The following is a 21,548-nucleotide window of genomic DNA, read 5'->3' on the forward strand; positions in this document are numbered from 1 at the left end:
GCCATGGCCATCGCCTCGCCGCTGGGCCGGCTGCGCCGGTCACGTCGTCTCTCCCTGCTGGTGTTCGCCGGGACGCTTCTAGCCCTGGTCGCCGCCGCCGCGTGGTTCATCACCGCACGGACCGGGCTGGCAAAGGCCTATGACCAGCTCAGCAACCGCAACGAGTTGCTGGCGCTGGCGAAAATGCACCAGCAAGAGGCACAACTGAAGGTCGACAACGCGCGTTCGGCGGGCCAGCTGATGGATCAGCTGGCGGCGCTGGACATGCGCCCGGAGGTCTGGGGCGAACGCCTGATCAACCTGAACCAGACGCAGCTTTCGCGCGCGGACGCCAGTTCGCTGTTGGCCGGCATCGCCCCGGCACCGGAGCGGATCTTCGGTGCCGACACCTTCGAACTTTCAGTGACCCACGTCGAAGAAGGGCTGTTCCATCTGCCATTGGAGCTGGGTGACCGACCACCGGCACCGTTGTCGCTGACATTGCGCGGCAGCCTGCTGTTCCGCACCGCCGGCCCGCCCGATACCACCGGCATCGTTGCGCAGACCACCCACGCGAGCGCCCAACCATGAGCATGCAAAGCATCGTCCAGCTCCACGGCCGCTGGCTGGTGTTCGGCCACGATACCGTGGCGGTCACCGACAGCCGTCCACGCCTGGAAGGGCCGGCCTGGCTGTTCGCCGAATTCGAAGGCGGCGTCAGCAGCGTCATCTCCCTGGAAGGCAGCCCCGCCCATGCGGTCGCCCTGATCGAAAAGCGCTTGCGCGCCGACGGCATGATCGACGGCGAGGGCAAGATCCTGATCCACAAGAACCGCTCCATGGGCGCCGGTTATCAATCGCTGTTCACCGCGGTACCGCTCGAGCTCTGGCAGCAGACCTATGCGTGGGCCGAGGCCCAGCCGGACCACTGTCTGGTGGTGCCACTGACCTCGCTGATGTGGAGCGCGATCAAGAGTGGCGAAGGCCTGGTCATCCATGCCGGGCGGCAGCTGTGCGTGCTGGCGGTACGCAAGCACGACATCATCTGCCGTTCCTCGATGGCCTACAGCGAGGATGTCACCGACCTGACGATGACCGCCGGTGCCCTCGCCCAGCAGGTCGCCGATGACCTGGCACGCAGCGACGAGGATGCCGAGCCGCTGCAGTTCCAGTGGTGTTCGCTGTTTGTTCCCGCGGCCGAACCGGGCCAGGTACCGATGAACGAGGCACTGGCGGAGATTTTTTCCGTCAACACCGGTGCGCGCGTCAGCCAGGTTCCGATGCGGACTTTCAGCGATGCCGAGGGCCGGCGCTGGTCCAGTGGCATCGACTGGGTACGTGCCCATGCCTCCACCCGCGACGCGGTCAACCCGTTGCCCAGCCGTGCCGCCTATCTGGCCGAGTGGGCCTTGCCACTGGCTTCTGCAGCCTCGTTGCTGATCACCATCGCACTGGGTGCGCTCGGCGCGCGGTGGACCCTCAGCGCCAACGACGCCGAAACGCGCAGTGAGGCCATCTCCGCTGAAATCGCGGCACTTGAGAGCAAGACCCTGCAATTGGCCGGTGACGCTGCACTACCGGCCGGATTCGACAACGCGCTGCAGTTCGTCGAGAAAGCCAAGGGTCTTGCCGACAGGGTGAATCCGGTCAGCGGCCTGGAAGCCGTCCGTCGCGCCGCCAGCGATGAGGTGCGGATCCTGCGCGTGCGGGTGGAACAACCGCCCAGCCAGCCCGGTATGCCGGTACTGCCGGGGGCTGCACCACAACGCACCCTGCGCGTGGATGGAATGGTGGATGCCGGGCGCGGCACACCCGGCATGCAGGTGGCCACGTTCGTCGAGCGCCTGCGCCGTGAAGGTTTCGATCCAGTCCCGCTGGATCCGCAGTCTGGCGGCGGCACCCGCGCCGGAGGGGGCGTCTTTTCCTATCTGCTCAAAACCGTTGCCACGGGCACGCCGGAGCCGACACCGTGAAGAAAAAATACATCGCGATGACCGCACTGACGCTCTGGCTCGGTGTTTCGGGCTGGCTGGCGTCAATGGTGATCGTCAAACCGGCGGTGCTGTTCCTCGGCAACAACGCCGAGGAAAGCACGCAAGCAGCGCAACTGCGCGCATCGATCAACCGCAACCGCCAAGTACTGGAGCTGGTCGCGCGGCTGCGCCCGGTTACCGCCCCAAGTGCGGGGGAATCCCTCATCGCCCTGCCGCCGGCCACCGAGGCGGCGCCGTCCCTCACGGACGGCAGCGCCACCGGCCCCGACACATTCGCAGGCCCGGTCAGCGTCTCCATGGTTCTTGTCACCAACGGCCGCAGCAGTGCCGTGGTCAACGGCCAACCGGTGAGAACCGGCTCGCGGCTGGACGATGGCTCGCGCGTGCTGGCGATCGGCCGTGACTGGGTGCGGCTGCGCAGCGCCGATGGCCAGACCAGCGTGCTGAAGGTACGCAATCCGGTCATGAGTGGAGACACGCTGTGAAGCCGGCAGCAAAGATCGTGCTGGGCGCCGGCGCCCTGGCACTGGTCGGCGTGCTGCTGGTCGCCGGCTTGCGGCGACAGCCCTCCGCCGCCGTGGCGACCGCGCAATCCGCTGTGGAAACCGTGTCCAGCGGGCTCCCGCCAGCCGCGACTGCCACGGAGGACACGGTGGCCCCGTGGCAAAGCAGCGGCGCCGCGCAGACAGCCGCGCCGGATACCGGTATCGCCACGGCACCCGCGTTTCCCCGCCGCCCGGCCAAACCGGCCGCCGCCACACAGCTGAGCCTGCAGCAGATGGACCAGCAGCTTGCACAGAACGAAGCCCAGGCACAGGCATTGCTGCGCCAGCTGGATACGGCCGCTGCCACAGGCTCATTGCCAGCCAACGTCAATATCGAAGCGGCACGCGCCAACATCCAGATCGCGTTGCAGGCGCAACGGCTCGGCCGCGAGATGGCCATGCTGATCCAGCAGCCCGACTCGCCGCAGCGGCAGGCACGCATCTCCCAGGTCAGTGACGAGCTGAGCCGCCTGCGGGCCCAGTTGCGCTATGACATCTCCAGTGCGGCATCCGCGGCACCGGCCCCGGCGGTCCCCCGCTGATATGGCTTTGCCGCGCCGCCAACGGGGATTCAACCTGGTCGAGCTGTCGGTGGTCACCGGCATCATCGGCCTGCTGAGCGCGCTGGGCGTGGGCGCCTTCGAGCTGTACGGGCAATCGCGTGACCACGCCCGCGCGCAGGCGGAGCTGGCCGAAGCACGCAATGCGCTGCGTGCCTTCCTCGTGCGCAATAAACGGCTGCCCTGTCCGGACAGCAGCGAGGCCGCCGGCAGCAGCCATCTCGGCCGCGAAACCCCGGGCACGGGCACCGCCGTTGCAAGCTGCCCGGCGGCACTGCGTGTGGGCTGGCTGCCGTACGAATCGCTGGGCCTGAGCCTGCCACCGCTCGAACAACGGCTGCGTTATGCCGTCTACCGGAAAGCCGGCACCGACCTGACCCGCCCGCTCCCCCGGTCCGCCGAATTCACCGATCAGGATGGCACCGCAGGCCTGTTGGCCACGCTGGCCGACGTGACGGCTCAACCCGGATCAACCGGCCAGCCGTACTACAAGGTCCCCGCTGGCACTGCCTTCTATCCGGCCGATCCCGCCGGCGCGACTCCGGTCTGCGACGAGGCCGGCGACACCGTCAATCCTGCATTCGCACTGGTAGCCCCCGGCCGCGACAGGGACGGCAACAGCGCCAGCCCGCATCCGCGCTTCGATACCGTCAACAACGGCTTTGCCTCGGGAAGTTCCCTGTGCATGGCCAATCCCGACCGCCCTTCCAGTTTCCGCCATGACGACCTGGTGCTGGCCGAAAGCGCCGGAACCCTGCTCGGCTGGCTGACCGCCCTTGAACGCTGAGCTCACCACCCCGTCTTCTCCGAGGTTCATCCCATGACGCACCTGTCCCGCTCCACGACGCCCACATCGCCACAGACCACGCCGTTGCCCCGCCTGCTGGTGGCCGGCATCGGCAGCCTGCTGCTGGGCGCCTGCGCCAACATGCCTCCGCGCAGCGTGCAGGACCTGCCGCCGGTCGAACACAAGGCCCTGGAGAAGACGGGCACGGCGATCGCCGATGAGTCGGCCAAGCTGCTCCAGGCACAGGACCGCCGTTTGGAAAGCATCGAGCGCAAGGCCCCGCTCGGCACCGTCACCACGCCGCTGGCGCCGGCCTACGACCCGCTGGAGCACAGCGTGGTCAGCATCAGCATGTTCGATGCCGACGTCGGCCAGCTGCTGTGGGCACTGGCCGGCGAATTGAAGATGAACCTCATCGTCGACCCCAAGGTGCTCGAGCAGAAACAGCGCTCCAGCCTGCACCTGAGCAATGTCTCGGCACGCGAGGTGTTCAACCACATCCTGGAAGCGTTCGACCTGCATGGCGAACTGCGCGGCGGGGCACTGGTCGTCAGCCAGACCAAGGAGCGCATCTTCAACGTGGACATGCTCAATTCGGTCACGTCACTGGACCTGGCCACCGGTGGCGACGTGTTCGGTGCCGGCATGGCCGGCGAAGGCGGGGGGCAGTCACTGCGCGGTGCACTGTCGATGATCGGCACGGTCGGCAAGGAAAGCGACCCGTACAAGCAGCTCGGCGCGGCATTGGATGTCATCCTGGAGATCGAGAAGGCCAAGCAGAACACCGCACCGACCACGCCCGACGCGCCCAAGCCGGCCGCGGTTGCCAGCTACAACCTGGATCCGAACAGCGGCACCCTGTTCGTGCGCGGTCGCCCCTCGCAGATCCGTGCGGTGGAGGAGCTGGTCGAGCACAACAAGAAGAAGCTGCGCCGCCAGGTGCTGGTCGAAGCCCAGATCCTGGATGTGTCGCTCAACGACAACAGCAATTTCGGGGTGGACTGGAACCTGTTGCGCGATCGCGTTGCCGGCATCTACGCCGATACGCCGGCAACGATTCTGCCGGCCGCCGATTCCGTCCTCGGCTATGACGGCCTGACCCGTCTAAACGAGCAGGCACGCACGATCACGTTCCCCAACCAGACCCTGGGCTCCGCCCTGGGACGCGCGATGGGGCTGAGCTATGTGGGCGACACGTTCTCGGCCGCGGTCAACGTGCTGCGCGGCTTCGGCAACGTCAAGGTGCTGTCCAACCCGAGTGTGCGCGTGCGCAACGGCAGCCCGGCCTACCTGAGCGTGGGCACCAACATCCGCTACGTCACCAAGTCCACCAGCAACTTCTCCAATACCGGCGGCGGTGCTTCCAACCAGTCCACCGACATCCAGACCGATTCACTGTTCTCCGGCGTGGTGATCGGCGTGGCGCCGATGATCCACGACAACGGTACCGTCGAGTTGCTGGTGCATCCGATGCAGACCGAGGTCGATACCGCCAGCCTGGCGCTGAAGGAATTCCCGAACGGCAATGCGGTCACCCTGCCGCAGGTCAACGTCAAGGGCATCACCACCACCCTCAACCTGCGCGACGGCGACACGGTGATGCTCGGCGGGCTGATCGACCAGAACGCGTCCCTGGATGATCGTGGCGTGCCCGGTCTGTCCGACGTACCGGTGTTCGGCCGCATGTTCGGTTCCCGCGCCAAGCGCCACACCACCCGCGAGCTGGTGCTGGTGCTGAGGGTGAAAGTGCTGTGAGCCTGATCTACGACGCACTGCGGCAGAGCAACGCCCTGCCCGCGCGATCTTCGCCCGCGGCCGTACCTGCCGCGCGGCCGGTTGCGCATGCGTCACGCCACCGCCCACGGCTTGTGTGGGCAGCGGCGGTGATGGCCGGCGGTTTGGCTGCAGGCCTGTTCTATACCAAGGCAACCGCTCCGCTCCCCGCCGCGCCCCAGCCAGTCGCGCCAGTGGCGACCGCCCCCGTGCCTGCGCAAAAGGCACCTGCCATCCGGCAGGTGGCAGCCACGCCGTCACCGACACCTGGTTTGCCGACACTGCCGCCGCCAACGCCCATGGACCGGGATACCGGCACCGCCGCCATTCCGGCATCGCCGGCACCCTCGCCTTCGGCCGTCGTGCCGGCCTCACCGCCGGCATCGGCCCCTGCGGTGGCGCCGACGGCGACGGGGGTCGCCACGACCGACACCGTGGTGGACGTACAGGCGCAGCAGCTGAGCATCACCGTCAGCCGCCGCGACAGCGGCACCCAGGCCCCGGCCATGGCGGCACCGGCCACGTCCTCTTCCGCACAGATTCCGGCACTGCTCAAGTCGCTGGAAGCGGCGGTGGCACGGGACGATGCGGCCGCGATCGAGGCCGGACTGGTGCTGCTGCGTTCGCAGCTGCCGGGCGACAGCCTGACCCTGCTGCGTACCGAAGCCTGGGTGGCCCATACCCGGGGTGAGCTGGTGGCCGCAGAGGAAAGCTATCGGCAGATCCTGGCGCGTATCACCAACGACGAGCAGGCCGGCGTCAACCTCGCGCTGCTGGAAGCCGGTCGTGGCGAAGCGGAAGCCGCGCAGACCCGGTTGCGGCGCTTGGCCGCGGAAAACGGCAACTCGGCGCTGATCCGCCGGGCGCTGGCGCAGCTGCAGGGAGCCAGCCAATGAACCCGGCCATGATCCGGCACCTGGAGCTGCTGGGACTGCAACGCTCGCCATTCCCGCCCACGCCCGATACCACCGGCTACTTCCAGACCCTGGCGCTGGAGCGCGACCTGGTCGAAGCAGGCCATTGCCTGCGCACCCGCGCCGGATTCGTACTGCTGACCGGCGAAGTCGGCACGGGCAAGACCACCTTCCTGCGCAAGCTGATCGCCGGGCTGGAGCAGGACGGGATGGTGGTCTCGCTGGTGTTCAATACATTCCTTCAGGGCGGCGACCTGCTGGCTGCGGTGCTGCGCGATTTCGCGCTGATGCCGCAGGGCAACCCGGCCGCGGATATCGAGACACTCAACCGCTTCCTGCTGCAATGCTGGCAACGGCAGACCACCTGCGTGCTGGTCATCGACGATGCACAGAACCTGGATATCGAAAGCCTGGAGTTGCTGCGGCTGCTGACCTGCCTGGAATCCGGGCAGGAGAAGCTGCTGCAGATCGTGCTGGCGGGCCAGCCGGAGCTGCTGACGCTGCTCGCGCAGCCGGGCATCCGCCAGCTCACCAGCCGCATCAGCAAACATGCCTGCCTGGACCCGTTGCCAGCTGGAAGTGTTCGCGCCTATGTGCAGCACCGGCTGCAGGCTGCCGGCGGCAACGACCGCTTCAGCCTGCACGAGGACGCGGCCGCCGCCCTGTACCAGGCAACGGGCGGCAACCCGCGACACATCCACCTGATCATGGACCGCTGCCTGTACGGCCTGTACGCCGACAACGGGGCACAGCGCACGATCGATGCAACGCTGGTCCAGGCCGCTGCCGCCGAGGCGGGGGTGCGGCAACCACGCGCGAAACGCCGCCATGCGCCCTCGTGGGCCATCGCCGCCTCGCTGGCCGCCCTGTGCGGCATCGCCACCACCACACTGCTGCGCAGCGGCGACAGCCACGCCGAACCGGCTCCGGCCGCGGCGGTCGCACAGGTCCCCCAGGACCACGCCTGGGAGCGCTGCATCGCGAAGATCGATCCGGCGGTACGGGTACGCCAGTCCGTTCCGGCCCAGACCGCGGCCCTGTTGCAGACGCATGGCGGCCGCTGCCTGCGCAGCACCGGTACGCAGGCGGAAATCGCCTTCGGCGCACCGGCCATATCACAGCCGCTCGACGCAGTACCCGGACAGATACGGTATCTGCAGCAGCAGCTGCGGGAGGCGGGCCACTACGACGGCCACATTGATGGCCGCCTAGGCCCCCTGACCCATCGCGCCATCGCCCGGCTGCAGCTGCGCTATCACCTGCCCGGCACCGGCATCGCCGATCCGCTCACCCTGCATCTGCTCGACAGCCTCCCCTCCGGCGCCTCCACCTCTTCGAACCCCACGGATATCCCACCCTATGGCCACGGCTGATTCCCGTATCCCCGCCGCCTCGGCGAACACCACCCAGGGGCTGGTGAGCCTCGAACAGGCGCGCCTCGGGGTATTGCTGAACGAACAGGGACTGCTGGACCCGATCCAGCTGCTGTACGCCCGCCAGAAGAACCTCGTCGAGCAGCAGAGCTTCGGCCGCCTGCTGATCCGCCACGGGCTGGCCAACGAATCGGACATCGTCCGTACCCATGCCGGCATGATGGGCATCGAGTTCGCCGCGGTGGAAACGCTGCCCGTGGCGGACCCGCAGATCCTGGCGATGTTCAACCGCGAGCTGTGCCAGATGCGCCAGTTCCTGCCGTTGCGCCGCAACGGCGACCAGCTCGAGGTGCTGCTGGGCGACGCCGATGCCGCCGCCGTGGCCCAGCTGGTGCTGCAGCGCTGCGGTTTGCGCTGCCACTTCCTGCAGGGCGAGTACGGCAAGGTCGCGCGCCTGATCCGGCAGACCTACTACTTCGCGCAGAACCCGATCGAGAGCCTGCTGGAGAAGGAGATCCGCCGCCTGGCGGTGGACAACGACCACGCCTACAGCCCTGAAAAACTGCTCGACTACCTGCTCCATCTGGCGGTACGCGAACGCACCACCGACATCCACATCGCCCCGTCCGAGCACAGTCTGCACGTGCTGTTCCGTGTCGATGGCGTGTTGCGGCCGATGTGGGCGATGCCGAACACGCTCAACCGCCTGCTGGGCTACATCAAGCTGGCCTCGGAAATGGACATCTCCGAACAGCGCCGCCCGCAGGACGGCAGTTTCCGCGCCACCGTGCTGGACTCCGCGCTCACCGTCCGTGTCTCCACGCTGATCACCGAATCGGGCGAGCGCATGGTCATGCGTCTGCTGCCCGAGCACAGCGATCTGGCCGGGCTGGAGGAGATGGGCTTTTTCCCGGAAGACGTGGCACTGCTGGAACGGCTGTTCGCCAAGCCGGCCGGGCTGATCCTGATCACCGGTCCCACCGGTTCGGGCAAGAGCTCGTCCCTGCACGCGGCTCTGCGCATGCAGTCGCTGATCGAACGCAACGTGCTGACGGTGGAGGATCCGATCGAATACCGCGTCCCCGGCGCCGGGCAGACCGAGGTCAACCGCCGTGCCGGCTATGAATTCGGCTCGGCGCTGCGCCACTTCCTGCGCCACGATCCGGACGTGATCCTGCTCGGAGAAATGCGTGATGCCGAGACCGCGCAGGCCGCCGTCGAGGCCGCGGCCACCGGCCACCTGGTGCTCTCGACCCTGCACGTCACCACCGTATTCGGCGTGGTACCGCGCCTGCGCCCGCTGGGACTGGAAGCGCAGGTGATCGCCGACAACCTGCTGGCCGTGGTCAACCAGCGCCTGGTCCGCCAGGTCTGTCCGTTCTGCGCCACCGAAGCCCCGTTCTCGGCCAAGGAATGCGAATGGCTGGGTGTACCGCCCGGTTCCATGGGCCGGCGCGGGCCGGGCTGTGACCGCTGCCGTGGCAGTGGCTACTTCGGGCGTTTGCCGGTGTACGACATCATGATCGTCGATGACGCGCTGGCCAACGGGATTGCCGATGACGTGGGCCGCGAGAACCTGCGCAGCCTGGCGATGGCCTCCGGTTTCAAGAGCATCGAGCAGGTCGCCCGTACCCGGGTGATCGCCGGACAGACCACCAGCGAGGAAGTGCTGCGTGTGGTCGGCGTGGGGCCGGCGCCATGAACGTCTATTACTACAAGCTGCTGCTGTCCAACGGCCGCGTGCGCAGCGGTGTCACCCAGCTGGCCGTCGAGCATGACGCCTCGGCCCGGCTATGGCTGGAAAAGAACTTCGACGCCGTGGTGCTGACGCTGCACCGTTTTCCCGGCTGGCTGGCCGAAACCCAGCGCTCGCTCTCCCACCTGATCAAGCCGACCATCAAACCGGTCGAGCTGTCGGGGATGCTCCGCGACCTGGCGGTGATGACCAGCAGCGGCATTCCCGTGATGGAAGCGTTGCGGGCCGTCGCCAACGAGGTCGGCCAGGGCCGCGCCTCGAACCCGGCCCGCCTGGCCCGCCGCCTGCTCGAAGAGCTCGATGCCGGCGCCTCGCTCAGCGACGCCTTCAGCCGCTATCCGGATGCGTTTCCCGAAACGGTGCGCAACCTGGTGATGATCGGCGACGAGACCGGCAGCATGGACAAGATGCTCAAAGAGGCCGCCGACCACGTCGAACGGATCTCGCGGATGACCGCCGATACCCAGCAGGCGCTGATCTATCCGGCCTTCGTGTTCTCGGCGATCTTCGCCGCCGGCGGTTTCTGGATCTACTACGTGGTCCCGAACCTGGCCGATCTTTTCAAACAGATGAACGCCAAGCTGCCGCCGCTGACCGTGGCGGTGATGAAAGGCTCGGAGTGGCTGATCTCGCATGTGGGCTACATCCTCGTGGCGCTGGTGCTGGCGGCCTTCGCGCTGTGGGTCAGCTGGCGCTACAGCCGCGCCTTCCGCCGCGCAACCCACTACACGCTGCACCGGCTGCCGATTGCCAAGACCATCATGTTCTCTTCCGGACTGGCGTTCTTCACCGAGTACATGGCGTTGTTGATCCGCGCCGGCGTGGACATGGTGTCCAGCCTGCAGGTGATGGAACGGGCGATGCGCGACGAGTACTACCGCGACCGCATCATCGCCATCCGCCAGGTGCTCGAACGCGGCGACCGGGTGTCCTCGGCGATGCGCCAGGTCGGCGGCTTTCCCTCGATGATGGTGCGCATGATCAGTGTCGGCGAAGACACCGGCACCCTGGACAGCCAGTTCTCGCGGCTGTCGGAGGAATACAGCCTGCGCCTGCAGCGGCTGATCACCAACCTGTCGGAAATCATCAAACCGGTGGTCGTGCTGCTGGCCGGTGGCATGTTCGTATTTCTGATCGTCGCGCTGTTGCTGCCGGTCTATGACCTGGTGCAGCAGGCGATCACCTCGCCGCAGATATAAGGAAACCCGATCCATGAAATCAATCTATCGCGCGCGTGGTTTCACCCTGATGGAGATGTCGGTGGTGCTGGTGATCATCGCCATCATCATCGGTGCCGTGACCGTGGGCCGCGACGTCTACCGCAGCGCCGTGGCCGAGCGCATCAGCAGCCAGTTCGTACAAGGCTGGATTCTGGCCTACGACCGTTACACCACCCAGACCGGCAGCGTGCCCGGCGACACCACGCTCAGCGGGATTGTCGGCGGCGCCACCACGGCCACGGCGCTGTGCGGCAAGGATCTGGTCGATGAAATGCTCAAACGTGGCGTCACCCTCCCCGACGGGGCCGCCGAGGGCCGCCAGGATGCCTACGTCTACCAGGATCGCAATGGCATCCCGCAGCGCATCGAAGTGTGTCTGATGGCGGTGTCCGACTGGGCCGAGCCGATCAGTTCCAGCGGCTATCAAGGGCGCGTGCGCAACGTGATGCGGCTGAGCAACCTGACCCCCGAGCTGGCCCAACAGCTGGACCAGCGCCTCGACAGCCGTGTCGATGCGCGCTTCGGGCGGATGCGCGAAGTCGGTCGCCAGGGCGCCACCAGCGGCGCGCTCGTCGCCGATGCGGGTCTGTGGTCCCGGCACGAGCAAAGTGCCGCAGGTGCCAATGTGGATGCGCAGATTGCCGTGGTGCAGGCCTACATCAAGATGAACCAGTAAGCGGAGTCAGCCATGTCGATCCATCTCCCGGTGCCGGACATCGGCACGCCCGCCCCCCCCGGAGGCCGCCAGCGCGGATTCGGCCTGCTGCAAGCCATGTTGGTGCTGATGCTGCTCGGCGCGGTCGTCGCCGCTGCCGCGCTTATGTTGCAATCCGGACGCCCACTGGAGCAGGCCGCCAACCAGCAGGAACAGCTGCGCTGGGCCGATGAGGCACTGATGGCCTATGCGGCGGCCCATTCACGGCTGCCCTGTCCGGCCCGCAACTGGAGCGAGGACCCGGTCAAGGGGGCGGAGGACTGCGCGCTTTCGTCCGGGTTCCTGCCCATCGCGCTGCTGCCGGGTGCCAACGAACAAGCGCTGGCCGCCGGGCCGGTGCGCTACACCGCATCGCAGGGAACGCAGCGCAGCATCGCCGGCGCCCCGATGGTCTTCCCCTCACTGCGCGAACCCGGCGATGCCTACCTCATCCCCGACGCCTACGGTGAGCCGCTGGAAGAAGACGCCCCGGCCGGTAACCCCGCCTTGTTCGGGACAACCGGCAGTACGCCTGCGGTCGTCGGCAATGGGCTGGACTTCTGCGCCGCGCTGCATCGCAATTCACTTTCCCAGGGCGATGCCAGCGCTGCCAATACGGTCGATGCCGCCGGTGCGCGTTACAACATCGCCTACGGATTGACGGCCGCCGGCACCCAGCCGGGCCGACATGGCCGTTTCGACAGCGCGGACAGCATCGCGCTGCCAAGTCCGGCGCAACCCGGCGATGCCGACTACGACGACCGGGTGCGGGTACGCACATTCGAATCGATGGCGCACAGCCTGGGCTGCCGCCAGTTTGCCGATACCACCTCGCCCGACCAGGCCCCGCCGAGTGTTGGAATCATTGCCATGGATGCCCTGGCCGGCGCGGTGGCGATCCATACCACCATTGGCGAGTTGCAGGAAAACAACATCGGCAATGGTGAGCTGGGTGTGATCGATGCCACCTTCACCCAGGCCACGACCATCGCCGCCATTGCCCTGAACGTGGGCGGGATCTACGACGCACTGAGCAGCACCTATCTGTCGGCAGGCGAACTGGTTCGCGCCGTTGCCACCTGCATTGCCTCGCTGGGCATCACCTGCTGGGAAGTGGCGTTCAAGATCACCGCACTGGTGACTGCGGTCGTCTCGGCCGTCAGCGGCACCGTTGCCCTGGGATTGAATACGGCCGCGCTGATCCCGGTCGGCATGGCCCTGGACGCCAGCGTCAAGGCCCGCGACCGGGCCAGACGGGCGGTGAAGCCACAGGCCCAGTCGGTGGAGGATGTGCTCAAGCAGCTGGAGGTGACCCTGTTCGGCGCCATGGTGGAAACCTGCGAGTACAAGCTCGGGGCCGACCATTTCCCGATTCCGGTGATGAAAGACGGGAAGGTCGTGTTCGACGAGAACGGTCAGCCGGTCTACGAATGCCTGAGCAAGAAAACCGAATTCCAGGACGGCCTGAAGCAACAGGTGGACAAGGCCAGGGCCGAGGAGAACCGGACGCTGGCGGTCGAGAACGCGTACTACACCCATCGCATCTCGCCCTTCAATGAGCGCACCATCGAACCGGACCGCATCAATGTCGGTGCATCAGACGCGCGCTACCAGGAATGGCGTTGCGAAGCGACCGGCGGCGGCAGCCTGAACAGCTCCTGCACACTGCCCGCGTCCGGGGAGAATGCCGGCTACAGCTGGAAGGTCTATCTCAAACCCAGCGCGAAGGTCGATGCCCTCAAGCGCCTGCGGCTGGCCGAGCAGTGGTCCGATGCAAAGCGCTACGTGGAAGAGATGACCGATGCGGTCGACGAGCTGAAAAAGCAGAAGGACAGCTTCGCCACGCTGCTGCAGATGGCCCGTGACGATGCCAGCAAGATCTGCGGAAAAGCCACATCGCAGGAGGACAAGATCCGTTGCGACAACTCCAACAACCAGGTCCGCTATCTGGATACCTGCCAGAGCACCCAGTACGAGAACGGCAAGCTGACGGTTCTCGACGAGATGCAGAAGAATCCGCGCGACTACAACCTGCAGTGCAAGCCGATGATCGCCGCCAATCTGGCCAGGGCGGAGAGTGAACTGAAGACCTACCAGGCACTGCTCAAGACGATCCGGAAAGCCTACGACGACCAGCCCTCCCCTTACATCGAGTACCCCAAGCAATGGGTGTTCGAGAAGATGCTGATCGAGGAGGACACCGGCATCTACACCTGGTGCGGCTACGGAAACCGCAGCGCGACGTGTACCAGGGCCGGCAAGGATGATCCGGACGATCGCAGAACCCGCTACTACGACGACTTCCCGGCCGCGTCGGGCAGCCGGGGAATGCCGCTGCTGGAACCACAGCAGACGATTAACTGCCTCTTTAAGGGAGCATGCACCTACTACAGCTATGCCCAGGCCTATTCCGACTGGCAGCGGTCCAAAGCGCAAAGCGAGCAGGCAACCACCAACCGGAAAAACCTGCAGGCCCGCTACAACGACTTGTTGCAGAAGTATGAGGATCTCAAGGCCGCGCAGACCACGATCGGCAGCGGCGAGGAGAGTCCGATCGTGATCGGTGCCGGCAACCTGATCCTCAAGGCCGACCAGCGGGGCGCGGTTGGCCCGTTGGCACCGGCCGGAGCTGGCCAATGAGGCCGATCTCCTCGCGCCACCACCGAGGCTTCAGCCTGCTGGAACTGGCGGTGGTGCTGGTGATCGCCGCATTGCTCACCGCGGTGGCGGTGAGCTTTATTCCGCTCGGCAAGCAGGTGCTGGGCCGCGATGCCGGCCAGCAGCAACTGGCCCAGGCCGAGCAGGCCATGCTTGGCCACTTGCGCGGCAACCTCCGCTTGCCGGCCGCCGACACCAATGGCGATGGCAAGGCCGATGCGGGCGCCACGGCGGGCTGGCTGCCGGTCCGCGACCTGGGCCTTTCAACGAGGCTGCGCCTGTTGTACCAGGTGCAGCCGGCGCTGCTGGTCCCACCGGCCGACCTGTTCGTGCCGCAGCTGGCCGGCGCCTATGCCGGCACCGCCGCCCCGGCACCGAACGCACTGGACCTGTGCCTGAAGCTGTTCGACCTGCAGACGGCGGCACCGCCGCTGCCCGGGCTGGAGAGCAGCGCCGCCTATGCGCTGGGCGCGCGCGATGGCTCTCCACTGCAAGGCACCCCAGTGGCCGCCGCCGCGACGTTGCGGCTGCCCGGAAGCAGCGATGCCGATGCGTCCATGGCGGTGCAGGCCGCCGGATTCGGCGAACTGGCCAGCCGCCTGTCCTGCAGCGATCGGGTTGCCCGCACACAAGGCGCGGCGCAAAGCGCGCTGGCCGCTCACAGCATCATGGAAGTCACCGCCTATACGGCCCGCTTCCGCAAGTTCGACGCGCGCACCGCGCAGATCGTCATGGTCCAGGCCGAAACCGGTATGGCATCGGCGGTTACCGGCCTGGCGTTCGCCATCTTCGACGAGGCCATCGCCATCGTCCTCACCGCCGCAGGATTCCCACCCGATCCGCTGGGAATAGCCATCGGCATCGGCGAGCAGGCCACTGCCCTGGCCTCGATCGGCTATGCCGCCCATTCGGTGGAACTGGCCAAGGCAGACATCGCCAGCGCCAAAGAAGGTATCGAAGCGGCCAACACCGCCTTGATGTATGCCAACCAGCAGCGTGATCGCGCACACGTGATGTACGACACGGCAAGCCGGACCGCGATTGCCCTGGATCAAGCCGGAGTAGACAGATGACACGATTCCACAGGCGTTCGCGACAACGCATGGGCGGCTTCTCGCTGGTCGAGTTGAGCGTGGTGCTGGTGGTGCTGGGCATTGCCGGGGTGCTGCTTGTGCGTTGGCTGACCTATGCCCACGCCGAGCAGAAGCAGGTGCTGCAACGCACGCTTCTACAACGCGCCGACGACGCGCTGCTGGCCTATGTCTCCGCCCGGCACCACCTGCCCTGCCCGGCGGCGGGAATCGACGGGATCGCCAACTGCACGCTGAGCACCGGCTTCCTGCCGCATGCCGAACTCGGGCTGCCCGAACCGCGTGCCGGACGCATCCGCTATGCGGTGTACCGCAGTCCTGCGATCACTGGCGTCGATCCGGACCTCGCCTCGGTGGCAGGTGACCTGGCGGTGGCCGTGGACCGCGCCCCTGTCCTGCAGATGCTCGGCAACGCCACCTCCGGCAGTATCAGTGCGCAGGTCGCGCTGCCGACCGGTTGCGCCACGCTTGCTGGCGTGGACTGCACCGCGGTACCGGCGCTGAAAAGCAACGGCCTGGACTTCTGCTATGCCCTGCGAACGGCAATGAACGCCCCGGCGCTGGGCAGCCAGGCCCACACCATCGGCAGTAGCGGCCGGGTCACAAACGTCGCCTATGCGCTGGCGCTGACCGATCCTGCGACAAGCGCGCCGACGGCCATCAACAAGGGCCACACCTTCGCATCACCGCGGCGGGAAGCCGGCAACGACTATCAGGACAAGGTTCGGGCGGTCGGCATGGAGCAGCTGTGGAGCCGGCTGCGCTGCGGCGAATCGCTGGGAAGCGCGCTGCATGCGCACGCCAATGCCGCCGCGGCCGCTTCGCTGAATGTACCGGCGATGGACGACTACCAGGAGCAGATCGAGATCATGGTCGATCTTGCCCATGCCGGTGACTTGGGTGCCGACGCCGCCATCGTGCTGTCGGTGGCACAGATCTTCAGCGCCACTGCCGGCATCTTCGACTCGATCGGCGAGACGGCGAACTCCATTGGCGGCTGGAGCTGGCGCGTGCCCTTGTCGACGGTCGGACTCGGCAGTGCGCTGGGCGCGACGACGGCATCGGCCGCATTCAAGGCCAAGAGCGTGGAAAACGTGAAAAAGACCGCCCAGCTCCGCAGCGCGTTCCTCGACGGCACCCCCGCCAGCGATGATCCGGACGGCGGCATCTATCCCTTGCAGCTCCGCGCAACCGCGCTGTATCGGGCGGTCTCCCTGCAGGCCCAGCGTGCCGACATGCTTGGGATCACGCCCGGACCGGCCGAGCGCGCCGAGATCGGCAAGATCGGCGCGACCCCCTGATCCTCCCCAGGGGTACGGTTCAGCCCCATCGCCAGAACCAACGCGTCCCGGCCCCGCAGACAATCCGCAGGGCCATGGAGGTGCTGGCGCTACGCCCCCAGCGGCGCCAGGCAGACTCCGCGCACGCGCCCTGACGCGGACCGGCGCATTGCAGGCAAATGGAAATGGCAGCCATAGGGCTGCCATCGGGAGCAACATGACAGGAGCAGCCGCGGGTTCAGCCGGCCATACGCAAACCGGTCTTCGCCGCCCTGATTCCGGCCGCTACCGCCACCGGCGAGGGAGCACGGCGCTGAGCAGCCGAACCACTGGATATGCGGGTAAACAGCCGCCGGGTTTCCACATCCGGCTCCAGGCCCAGCTCCCGCTGAAGCTCCAACTCGAAATGCTGGTAGATCGTCACCGCCACACTGTGCAATCCACAGCCGGCATGGGCGTGCATCAGCCGGCGGGCATGCGCGTTGTTCCACGGGTCACGCAGACTCAGCGCGCGGGCCACATCGATGGCCCGCTCCCACTGTTCGGCCACCAACAGTCCATCACAGCAATTCTCCGCCGCACCAACCAGGCGGGCCTCCAGCATCTGCCGGGTGGTTTCCAGCCATGACTGGAAGTTGGAATCGGCGATGTCGTCCATGCCCTCCATGAAGACACGCTGCTCGGTCAACAGGTGCAACGACTGGCATGGCGCGGCCAGCAGCAGATCAATGTCGAACCGCGGCGCCTCGCTGCGCACCAGGCCGACGGCGGTGCGTTCGATACGCAGGATGTCCGGCCCCAGCCTGGCCGTGCAGAAGCGGTTGAGGTTGCTCAGCACCTGGCGCAGGTTGGTCAGCGCGCTGCTTTCACCCAGGGTGGGCCACAGCAGCGCTGCCAGCGCGACCCGCGAGTGCATGCGATTGGACTCCACCGCCAGATAGCCCAGCAGCGCCCAGCCCTTGCGATAGATGATCGGCGCCGGCAGCCCGTCGCCGGAGGCCATCAGCGGCACCAGCGCCGCTCCGCGGTCAGTGAACGCGCTGTTGCACGGGGCACCGCAGCCATGCCTCGTCTCCCGCTCCAAATCCAATGCCATGAGTTCCCCCGGTCCAAAACAGAAATTGCCCTGTACTTGTTAAACCGGCAAAAGCGTCGGAATCCGATCATCGACCCCCCAATTTTCTTGAACCGCGTGTCGCGGGCGCGGCTTTCCGCGCAACCAGGTCCGCTGAATTCCGTGCAGGCACTCAGTTTCAAGAGCAACCAAGCCGCTGTGGCGGGCATTGCCGGCCCATTGCCGGTGATCACATCTGCAAGCGTTGACATGCGCACCGTGGGGATGGTTATCTCGGTTCCATGTTGCAACGCCACACCACCGCCGCCCACCTGTCATCGAGCCCGACTCCGGTCGCGGCATCGCTGCTTGTACTCGTACTTATTACCGAACCCACAGGTGCGGGACGAGCTGGCGCGTAGCAGAAAACGGCCAGATTCGATCAAAGACCCCGCGCCGACCCCGGTGCGGGGTTTTTCGTTTCCAGCTTCTATTTCATCTGAAACCATGTCTCCGACCCCTGACACCACCCGCAAACACACCACCAACGCTGCCACCTGCAGCGCTGCCACCTGCATGGTGTCTGCCCCGCCCGCCCCGGCCGCTGCGTCCTGACGCAACGGCCGTTTTCATTTCTGCAGTCTCTCTTCATTGCAAGGAACCCAAGCACCATGAGCACCAACGAACTGCCCCAGATCAAAATCGCCGTCGTCGGTTACGGCAGCCAAGGCCGCGCCCATGCCATGAACCTGCGTGAATCCGGCTTCGACGTGGTCGTCGGCCTGCGCGCCGGTGGCCCCACCGAGGTCAAGGCCCAGGCCGACGGCTTCACCGTCAAGAGCCCGGCCGAAGCGGTCAAGGACGCCGATCTGGTCGCCGTGCTGACCCCGGACATGGTGCAGAAGAAGCTGTACAACGAGGTGCTGGCGCCGAACATGAAGCTTGGCGCCTGCCTGCTGTTCGCGCACGGCCTGAACGTGCATTTCGGCATGATCGAGCCGCGCGCCGATCTGGACGTGGTGCTGGTCGCACCGAAGGGCCCGGGCGCACTGGTGCGTCGCGAGTATGAAATCGGCCGTGGCGTGCCGTGCATCTATGCGGTCCACCAGGACACCAGCGGCAAGGCCGAGCAGCTGGCCCTGGCCTACGCCGCCGGGCTGGGCGGCGCCCGCGCCAACATCATCAAGACCACCTTCAAGGAAGAGACCGAAACCGACCTGTTCGGCGAGCAGGCCGTGCTGTGCGGCGGTGCCTCGGCGCTGGTGCAGGCCGGCTTCGAGACGCTGGTGGAAGCCGGCTACCAGCCGGAAATCGCCTACTACGAAGTGCTGCACGAACTGAAGCTGATCGTGGACCTGTTCTACGAAGGCGGCATCACCCGCATGCTGGAGTTCATCTCCGAAACCGCCCAGTACGGCGATTTCGTCTCCGGTCCGCGCGTGATCGACGCCTCGGTGAAGGCACGCATGAAGGACGTGCTGACCGACATCCAGAACGGCACCTTCACCCGGAACTGGGAAGCCGAGTACGAAGCCGGGCTGCCGAACTACAGGAAGTTCCAGCAGGCCGACATGGACCATCCGATCGAAAAGGTGGGCAAGGAGCTCCGCGCCAAGATGGTCTGGCTGCAAGCACAGAACGCGTAACCCCGCGGTCCCCCACCCGCAACAGGCAAAGGTCGCTGCATGAACACATCCACCCCCGGTGCGCCGCGCAATGGCGCACGCTGGCTGACGCAGGCCCTGGAAGCCGAAGGCGTGCAAACGCTGTTCGGCTACCCGGGCGGCACCATCATGCCGTTCTATGACGCATTGGTGGACTCCAGCCTCAAGCACATCCTGGTACGCCACGAGCAGGGCGCGGCGCTGGCCGCCAACGGTTACGCCCGCGCAAGCGGCAAGGTCGGTGTCTGCGTGGCCACCTCCGGCCCCGGTGCGTCCAACCTGGTCACCGGTATCGCCGATGCGATGCTCGATTCGGTACCGATGGTGTGCCTGACCGGCCAGGTCGGCACCCCGCTACTGGGTACCGATGCGTTCCAGGAACTGGATGTGTTCGGCATGACCATGCCGATCGTCAAGCACAGCTGGCTGGTGCGCAGTGTCGAGGAACTGCCACAGGTGGTGGCCGAAGCATTCCGTGTCGCCCGCGAAGGACGGCCCGGTCCGGTGCTGATCGACCTGCCCAAGGACGTGCAGCTGGCCGATGCCTCGCATCTGCCCGATCACAGGCCGGCCACGGTGGATCCGGTGCCGGCGCCGGAGGCGGAGCGTCTGGCCGCGCGGCGGGCCAAAAAAAAACCCCCCCCCCCAACCCCCCAAAAAAGCGCGGGCGGGCGGCAGCGGGGGGGGGGGGGGGGGGGGGGGGGGGGGGGGGGGGGGGGGGGGGGGGGGGGGGGTGGGGGGGGGGGCGCAGGGCGGGGGTGGGGGGGGGGGGGGGGGGGAGGGCGGCGGGGGGGGGGGGGGGGGGGGGGCCGGGGGCTCCCCCCCCCCCCCCCGCGGCCGAGAAGCCCGTCATCTACGGCGGCGGCGGCATCGGCTTGGCCGATGCGGTCGGCGAGTTCCGCCAGTTCGTCGAAGCCTCCGGTATTCCGACCGTGCTGACCCTGCGTGGTCTGGGCGCGCTGCCGGCCAATCATCCGCAGTACCTGGGCATGCTCGGCATGCACGGCACCCGGGCGGCCAACATGGCGGTGCAGGAATCGGACCTGCTGATCGTGGTCGGCGCCCGTTTCGATGATCGCGCCACCGGCAAGCTGACCGAGTTCGCCCCTTTCGCCCGCGTCATCCACCTGGATGCCGATGCCTATGAGATCGCCAAGCTGCGCAGCGTCGATGTCGCCATTCCAGGCAATGTCGCCACCGCGCTGCGGGCACTGACTCCCCTGCGCGGCAACTGCAACGCCTGGCGCGCCCGCTGCGCGGCCAACCGCGAGAAGTTCACCGCCCGCTACGACGCCCCAGGCCAGGACATCTACGCGCCGGCGCTGCTCAAGCGGCTGAGCGAAGTGGCGCCAGCCGACACCGTGATCGCCTGCGACGTCGGCCAGCACCAGATGTGGGTGGCGCAGCATTGCCGCTTCAACCACCCGCGCAACCACCTGACCTCTGGCGCGCTGGGCACGATGGGCTTCGGCCTTCCGGCGGCGATGGGCGCACAGTTCGCCTGCCCGGAGCGCACCGTGGTGCTGGTCTCCGGCGATGGCAGTTTCATGATGAACGTGCAGGAGCTGGTCACCATCGCCCGCTGCCGCCTGCCGGTGAAGATCGTGCTGCTGGACAACTCCTCGCTGGGCATGGTGCGCCAGTGGCAGGAACTGTTCTTCGCCGAGCGTTACAGCGAGATCGACCTGTCCGACAACCCGGATTTCGCCGCGCTGGCGCAGGTGTTCGGCATTCCCGCCACCCGCATCACCCAGCGCGCGCAGGTCGAGGATGCGCTGGCCGCGCTGCTGGACACGCCCGGCCCGGCACTGCTGCATGTGTCCATCGATGCCCGCGCCAATGTCTGGCCACTGGTGCCGCCCAACAACGCCAACAGCACCATGCTCGACAGCAACCCCGCCCACGCCAAGGCAACGCAGGAGAGTTCCAATGCAATACCGGCTTGACCTGGTGCTGAAGCCGGCCGAAGGCGCGCTGGTGCGCGTGATCGGCATGGTCGAACGCCGTGGTTTTTCGCCCAGCAACATCGCCGGCAACCGCAACGCCGACGATGCCGGCCGCTGGCATGTGCAGATGGACATCCATGGCACACGTCCGCCGGAAACGCTGTGCCACCAGCTGCGCAAGGTTTACGACTGCGAATCGGTACAGGTGGTACCGGTAGCGGGTACCCCGGTATGAGCAGCGAGGTAAGTGGCGTACCGGT

General features: G+C 66.9%; 17 protein-coding genes and 2 pseudogenes. 18 read left to right on the forward strand and 1 reads right to left on the reverse strand.

The genetic code is table 11. The features are described 5' to 3' along the window. The first annotated feature begins 3 nt into the window (after positions 1-3). From ACVOMH_RS02300 to ACVOMH_RS02365, 14 genes are all read left to right on the forward strand, one after another. Complete coding sequence (locus ACVOMH_RS02300; RefSeq protein ID WP_481523948.1) at positions 4-570, forward strand: hypothetical protein; 567 nt, start codon at positions 4-6, stop codon at positions 568-570. Further along, positions 567-1,952: a hypothetical protein gene (locus ACVOMH_RS02305; protein WP_481550909.1), complete on the forward strand. Its 1,386-nt coding sequence runs from the start codon at positions 567-569 to the stop codon at positions 1,950-1,952. Before ACVOMH_RS02300 ends, ACVOMH_RS02305 begins: the two co-directional genes overlap by 4 nt. Next, positions 1,949-2,458, forward strand: a complete 510-nt coding sequence (locus ACVOMH_RS02310; protein WP_481523950.1) for a hypothetical protein — start codon at positions 1,949-1,951, stop codon at positions 2,456-2,458. Before ACVOMH_RS02305 ends, ACVOMH_RS02310 begins: the two co-directional genes overlap by 4 nt. After that, positions 2,455-3,060 carry a hypothetical protein gene (locus tag ACVOMH_RS02315; RefSeq protein ID WP_481550910.1) on the forward strand — a complete coding sequence of 202 codons (606 nt, stop codon included), beginning with the start codon at positions 2,455-2,457 and terminating at the stop codon, positions 3,058-3,060. The genes ACVOMH_RS02310 and ACVOMH_RS02315 overlap by 4 nt, the downstream gene beginning before the upstream one ends. Position 3,061: 1 nt before the next feature. Beyond that, the gene (locus tag ACVOMH_RS02320) at positions 3,062-3,865 is read left to right on the forward strand and encodes a type II secretion system protein (protein ID WP_481523952.1); all 804 of its coding nucleotides are present in this window, start codon (positions 3,062-3,064) and stop codon (positions 3,863-3,865) included. A gap of 33 nt (positions 3,866-3,898) precedes the next feature. Next, positions 3,899-5,620 carry a pilus (MSHA type) biogenesis protein MshL gene (gene mshL, locus ACVOMH_RS02325; protein WP_481550911.1) on the forward strand — a complete coding sequence of 574 codons (1,722 nt, stop codon included), beginning with the start codon at positions 3,899-3,901 and terminating at the stop codon, positions 5,618-5,620. Positions 5,621-5,937: 317 nt separating this feature from the next. Beyond that, complete coding sequence (locus ACVOMH_RS02330; protein ID WP_481550912.1) at positions 5,938-6,534, forward strand: hypothetical protein; 597 nt, start codon at positions 5,938-5,940, stop codon at positions 6,532-6,534. Positions 6,535-6,542: 8 nt separating this feature from the next. Next, positions 6,543-7,925 carry an AAA family ATPase gene (locus ACVOMH_RS02335; RefSeq protein WP_481550913.1) on the forward strand — a complete coding sequence of 461 codons (1,383 nt, stop codon included), beginning with the start codon at positions 6,543-6,545 and terminating at the stop codon, positions 7,923-7,925. Then, positions 7,912-9,627, forward strand: coding sequence for a GspE/PulE family protein (locus ACVOMH_RS02340; protein ID WP_481550914.1), 1,716 nt, complete (start codon positions 7,912-7,914; stop codon positions 9,625-9,627). The genes ACVOMH_RS02335 and ACVOMH_RS02340 overlap by 14 nt, the downstream gene beginning before the upstream one ends. Then, positions 9,624-10,880 carry a type II secretion system F family protein gene (locus ACVOMH_RS02345; RefSeq protein WP_481550915.1) on the forward strand — a complete coding sequence of 419 codons (1,257 nt, stop codon included), beginning with the start codon at positions 9,624-9,626 and terminating at the stop codon, positions 10,878-10,880. Before ACVOMH_RS02340 ends, ACVOMH_RS02345 begins: the two co-directional genes overlap by 4 nt. 13 nt (positions 10,881-10,893) lie before the next feature. Then, positions 10,894-11,577, forward strand: coding sequence for a prepilin-type N-terminal cleavage/methylation domain-containing protein (locus tag ACVOMH_RS02350; protein WP_481550916.1), 684 nt, complete (start codon positions 10,894-10,896; stop codon positions 11,575-11,577). 12 nt (positions 11,578-11,589) lie between these two features. Then, positions 11,590-14,235 carry a hypothetical protein gene (locus ACVOMH_RS02355; RefSeq protein ID WP_481550917.1) on the forward strand — a complete coding sequence of 882 codons (2,646 nt, stop codon included), beginning with the start codon at positions 11,590-11,592 and terminating at the stop codon, positions 14,233-14,235. Then, the gene (locus tag ACVOMH_RS02360; protein WP_481550918.1) at positions 14,232-15,326 is read left to right on the forward strand and encodes a prepilin-type N-terminal cleavage/methylation domain-containing protein; all 1,095 of its coding nucleotides are present in this window, start codon (positions 14,232-14,234) and stop codon (positions 15,324-15,326) included. Before ACVOMH_RS02355 ends, ACVOMH_RS02360 begins: the two co-directional genes overlap by 4 nt. Next, positions 15,323-16,645: a prepilin-type N-terminal cleavage/methylation domain-containing protein gene (locus ACVOMH_RS02365; protein WP_481550919.1), complete on the forward strand. Its 1,323-nt coding sequence runs from the start codon at positions 15,323-15,325 to the stop codon at positions 16,643-16,645. The genes ACVOMH_RS02360 and ACVOMH_RS02365 overlap by 4 nt, the downstream gene beginning before the upstream one ends. Before the next feature lie 217 nt (positions 16,646-16,862). Here the strand turns inward: ACVOMH_RS02365 and ACVOMH_RS02370 are convergent, their stop codons facing one another. After that, complete coding sequence (locus ACVOMH_RS02370; RefSeq protein WP_481550920.1) at positions 16,863-17,720, reverse strand: AfsR/SARP family transcriptional regulator; 858 nt, start codon at positions 17,718-17,720, stop codon at positions 16,863-16,865. Positions 17,721-18,349: 629 nt separating this feature from the next. Here ACVOMH_RS02370 and ilvC point away from each other — a divergent pair. The 4 genes and pseudogenes from ilvC (at position 18,350) to ACVOMH_RS02390 (ending at position 21,523) form a co-directional block, all read left to right on the forward strand. Beyond that, positions 18,350-19,324, forward strand: coding sequence for a ketol-acid reductoisomerase (ilvC, locus tag ACVOMH_RS02375; protein ID WP_481550921.1), 975 nt, complete (start codon positions 18,350-18,352; stop codon positions 19,322-19,324). Between the two features lie 39 nt (positions 19,325-19,363). Beyond that, positions 19,364-19,965: pseudogene (locus ACVOMH_RS02380) on the forward strand (thiamine pyrophosphate-binding protein); the annotation flags it as partial. 129 nt (positions 19,966-20,094) lie between these two features. Beyond that, positions 20,095-21,288: pseudogene (locus ACVOMH_RS02385) on the forward strand (thiamine pyrophosphate-dependent enzyme); the annotation flags it as partial. Then, a complete protein-coding gene (locus ACVOMH_RS02390) occupies positions 21,272-21,523 on the forward strand; it encodes an ACT domain-containing protein (RefSeq protein ID WP_054658906.1) in 252 nt (83 codons plus the stop codon). The pseudogene ACVOMH_RS02385 and the gene ACVOMH_RS02390, both read left to right, overlap by 17 nt. The last annotated feature ends 25 nt before the right edge of the window (positions 21,524-21,548 follow it).

It is taken from the genome of Stenotrophomonas sp. STEN013, assembly GCF_056760355.1.

Bases quoted from the DNA above. Each gene is read 5' to 3' on its own strand.
- ACVOMH_RS02300 (WP_481523948.1), top strand. From the start codon at position 4: ATGGCCATCGCCTCGCCGCTGGGCCGGCTGCGCCGGTCACGTCGTCTC.
- ACVOMH_RS02305 (WP_481550909.1), top strand. From the start codon at position 567: ATGAGCATGCAAAGCATCGTCCAGCTCCACGGCCGCTGGCTGGTGTTC.
- ACVOMH_RS02320 (WP_481523952.1), top strand. From the start codon at position 3,062: ATGGCTTTGCCGCGCCGCCAACGGGGATTCAACCTGGTCGAGCTGTCG.
- mshL (WP_481550911.1), top strand. From the start codon at position 3,899: ATGACGCACCTGTCCCGCTCCACGACGCCCACATCGCCACAGACCACG.
- ACVOMH_RS02330 (WP_481550912.1), top strand. From the start codon at position 5,938: ATGGACCGGGATACCGGCACCGCCGCCATTCCGGCATCGCCGGCACCC.
- ACVOMH_RS02335 (WP_481550913.1), top strand. From the start codon at position 6,543: ATGATCCGGCACCTGGAGCTGCTGGGACTGCAACGCTCGCCATTCCCG.
- ACVOMH_RS02340 (WP_481550914.1), top strand. From the start codon at position 7,912: ATGGCCACGGCTGATTCCCGTATCCCCGCCGCCTCGGCGAACACCACC.
- ACVOMH_RS02345 (WP_481550915.1), top strand. From the start codon at position 9,624: ATGAACGTCTATTACTACAAGCTGCTGCTGTCCAACGGCCGCGTGCGC.
- ACVOMH_RS02350 (WP_481550916.1), top strand. From the start codon at position 10,894: ATGAAATCAATCTATCGCGCGCGTGGTTTCACCCTGATGGAGATGTCG.
- ACVOMH_RS02355 (WP_481550917.1), top strand. From the start codon at position 11,590: ATGTCGATCCATCTCCCGGTGCCGGACATCGGCACGCCCGCCCCCCCC.
- ACVOMH_RS02360 (WP_481550918.1), top strand. From the start codon at position 14,232: ATGAGGCCGATCTCCTCGCGCCACCACCGAGGCTTCAGCCTGCTGGAA.
- ACVOMH_RS02365 (WP_481550919.1), top strand. From the start codon at position 15,323: ATGACACGATTCCACAGGCGTTCGCGACAACGCATGGGCGGCTTCTCG.
- ACVOMH_RS02370 (WP_481550920.1), bottom strand. From the start codon at position 17,720: ATGGCATTGGATTTGGAGCGGGAGACGAGGCATGGCTGCGGTGCCCCG.
- ilvC (WP_481550921.1), top strand. From the start codon at position 18,350: ATGAGCACCAACGAACTGCCCCAGATCAAAATCGCCGTCGTCGGTTAC.
- ACVOMH_RS02390 (WP_054658906.1), top strand. From the start codon at position 21,272: ATGCAATACCGGCTTGACCTGGTGCTGAAGCCGGCCGAAGGCGCGCTG.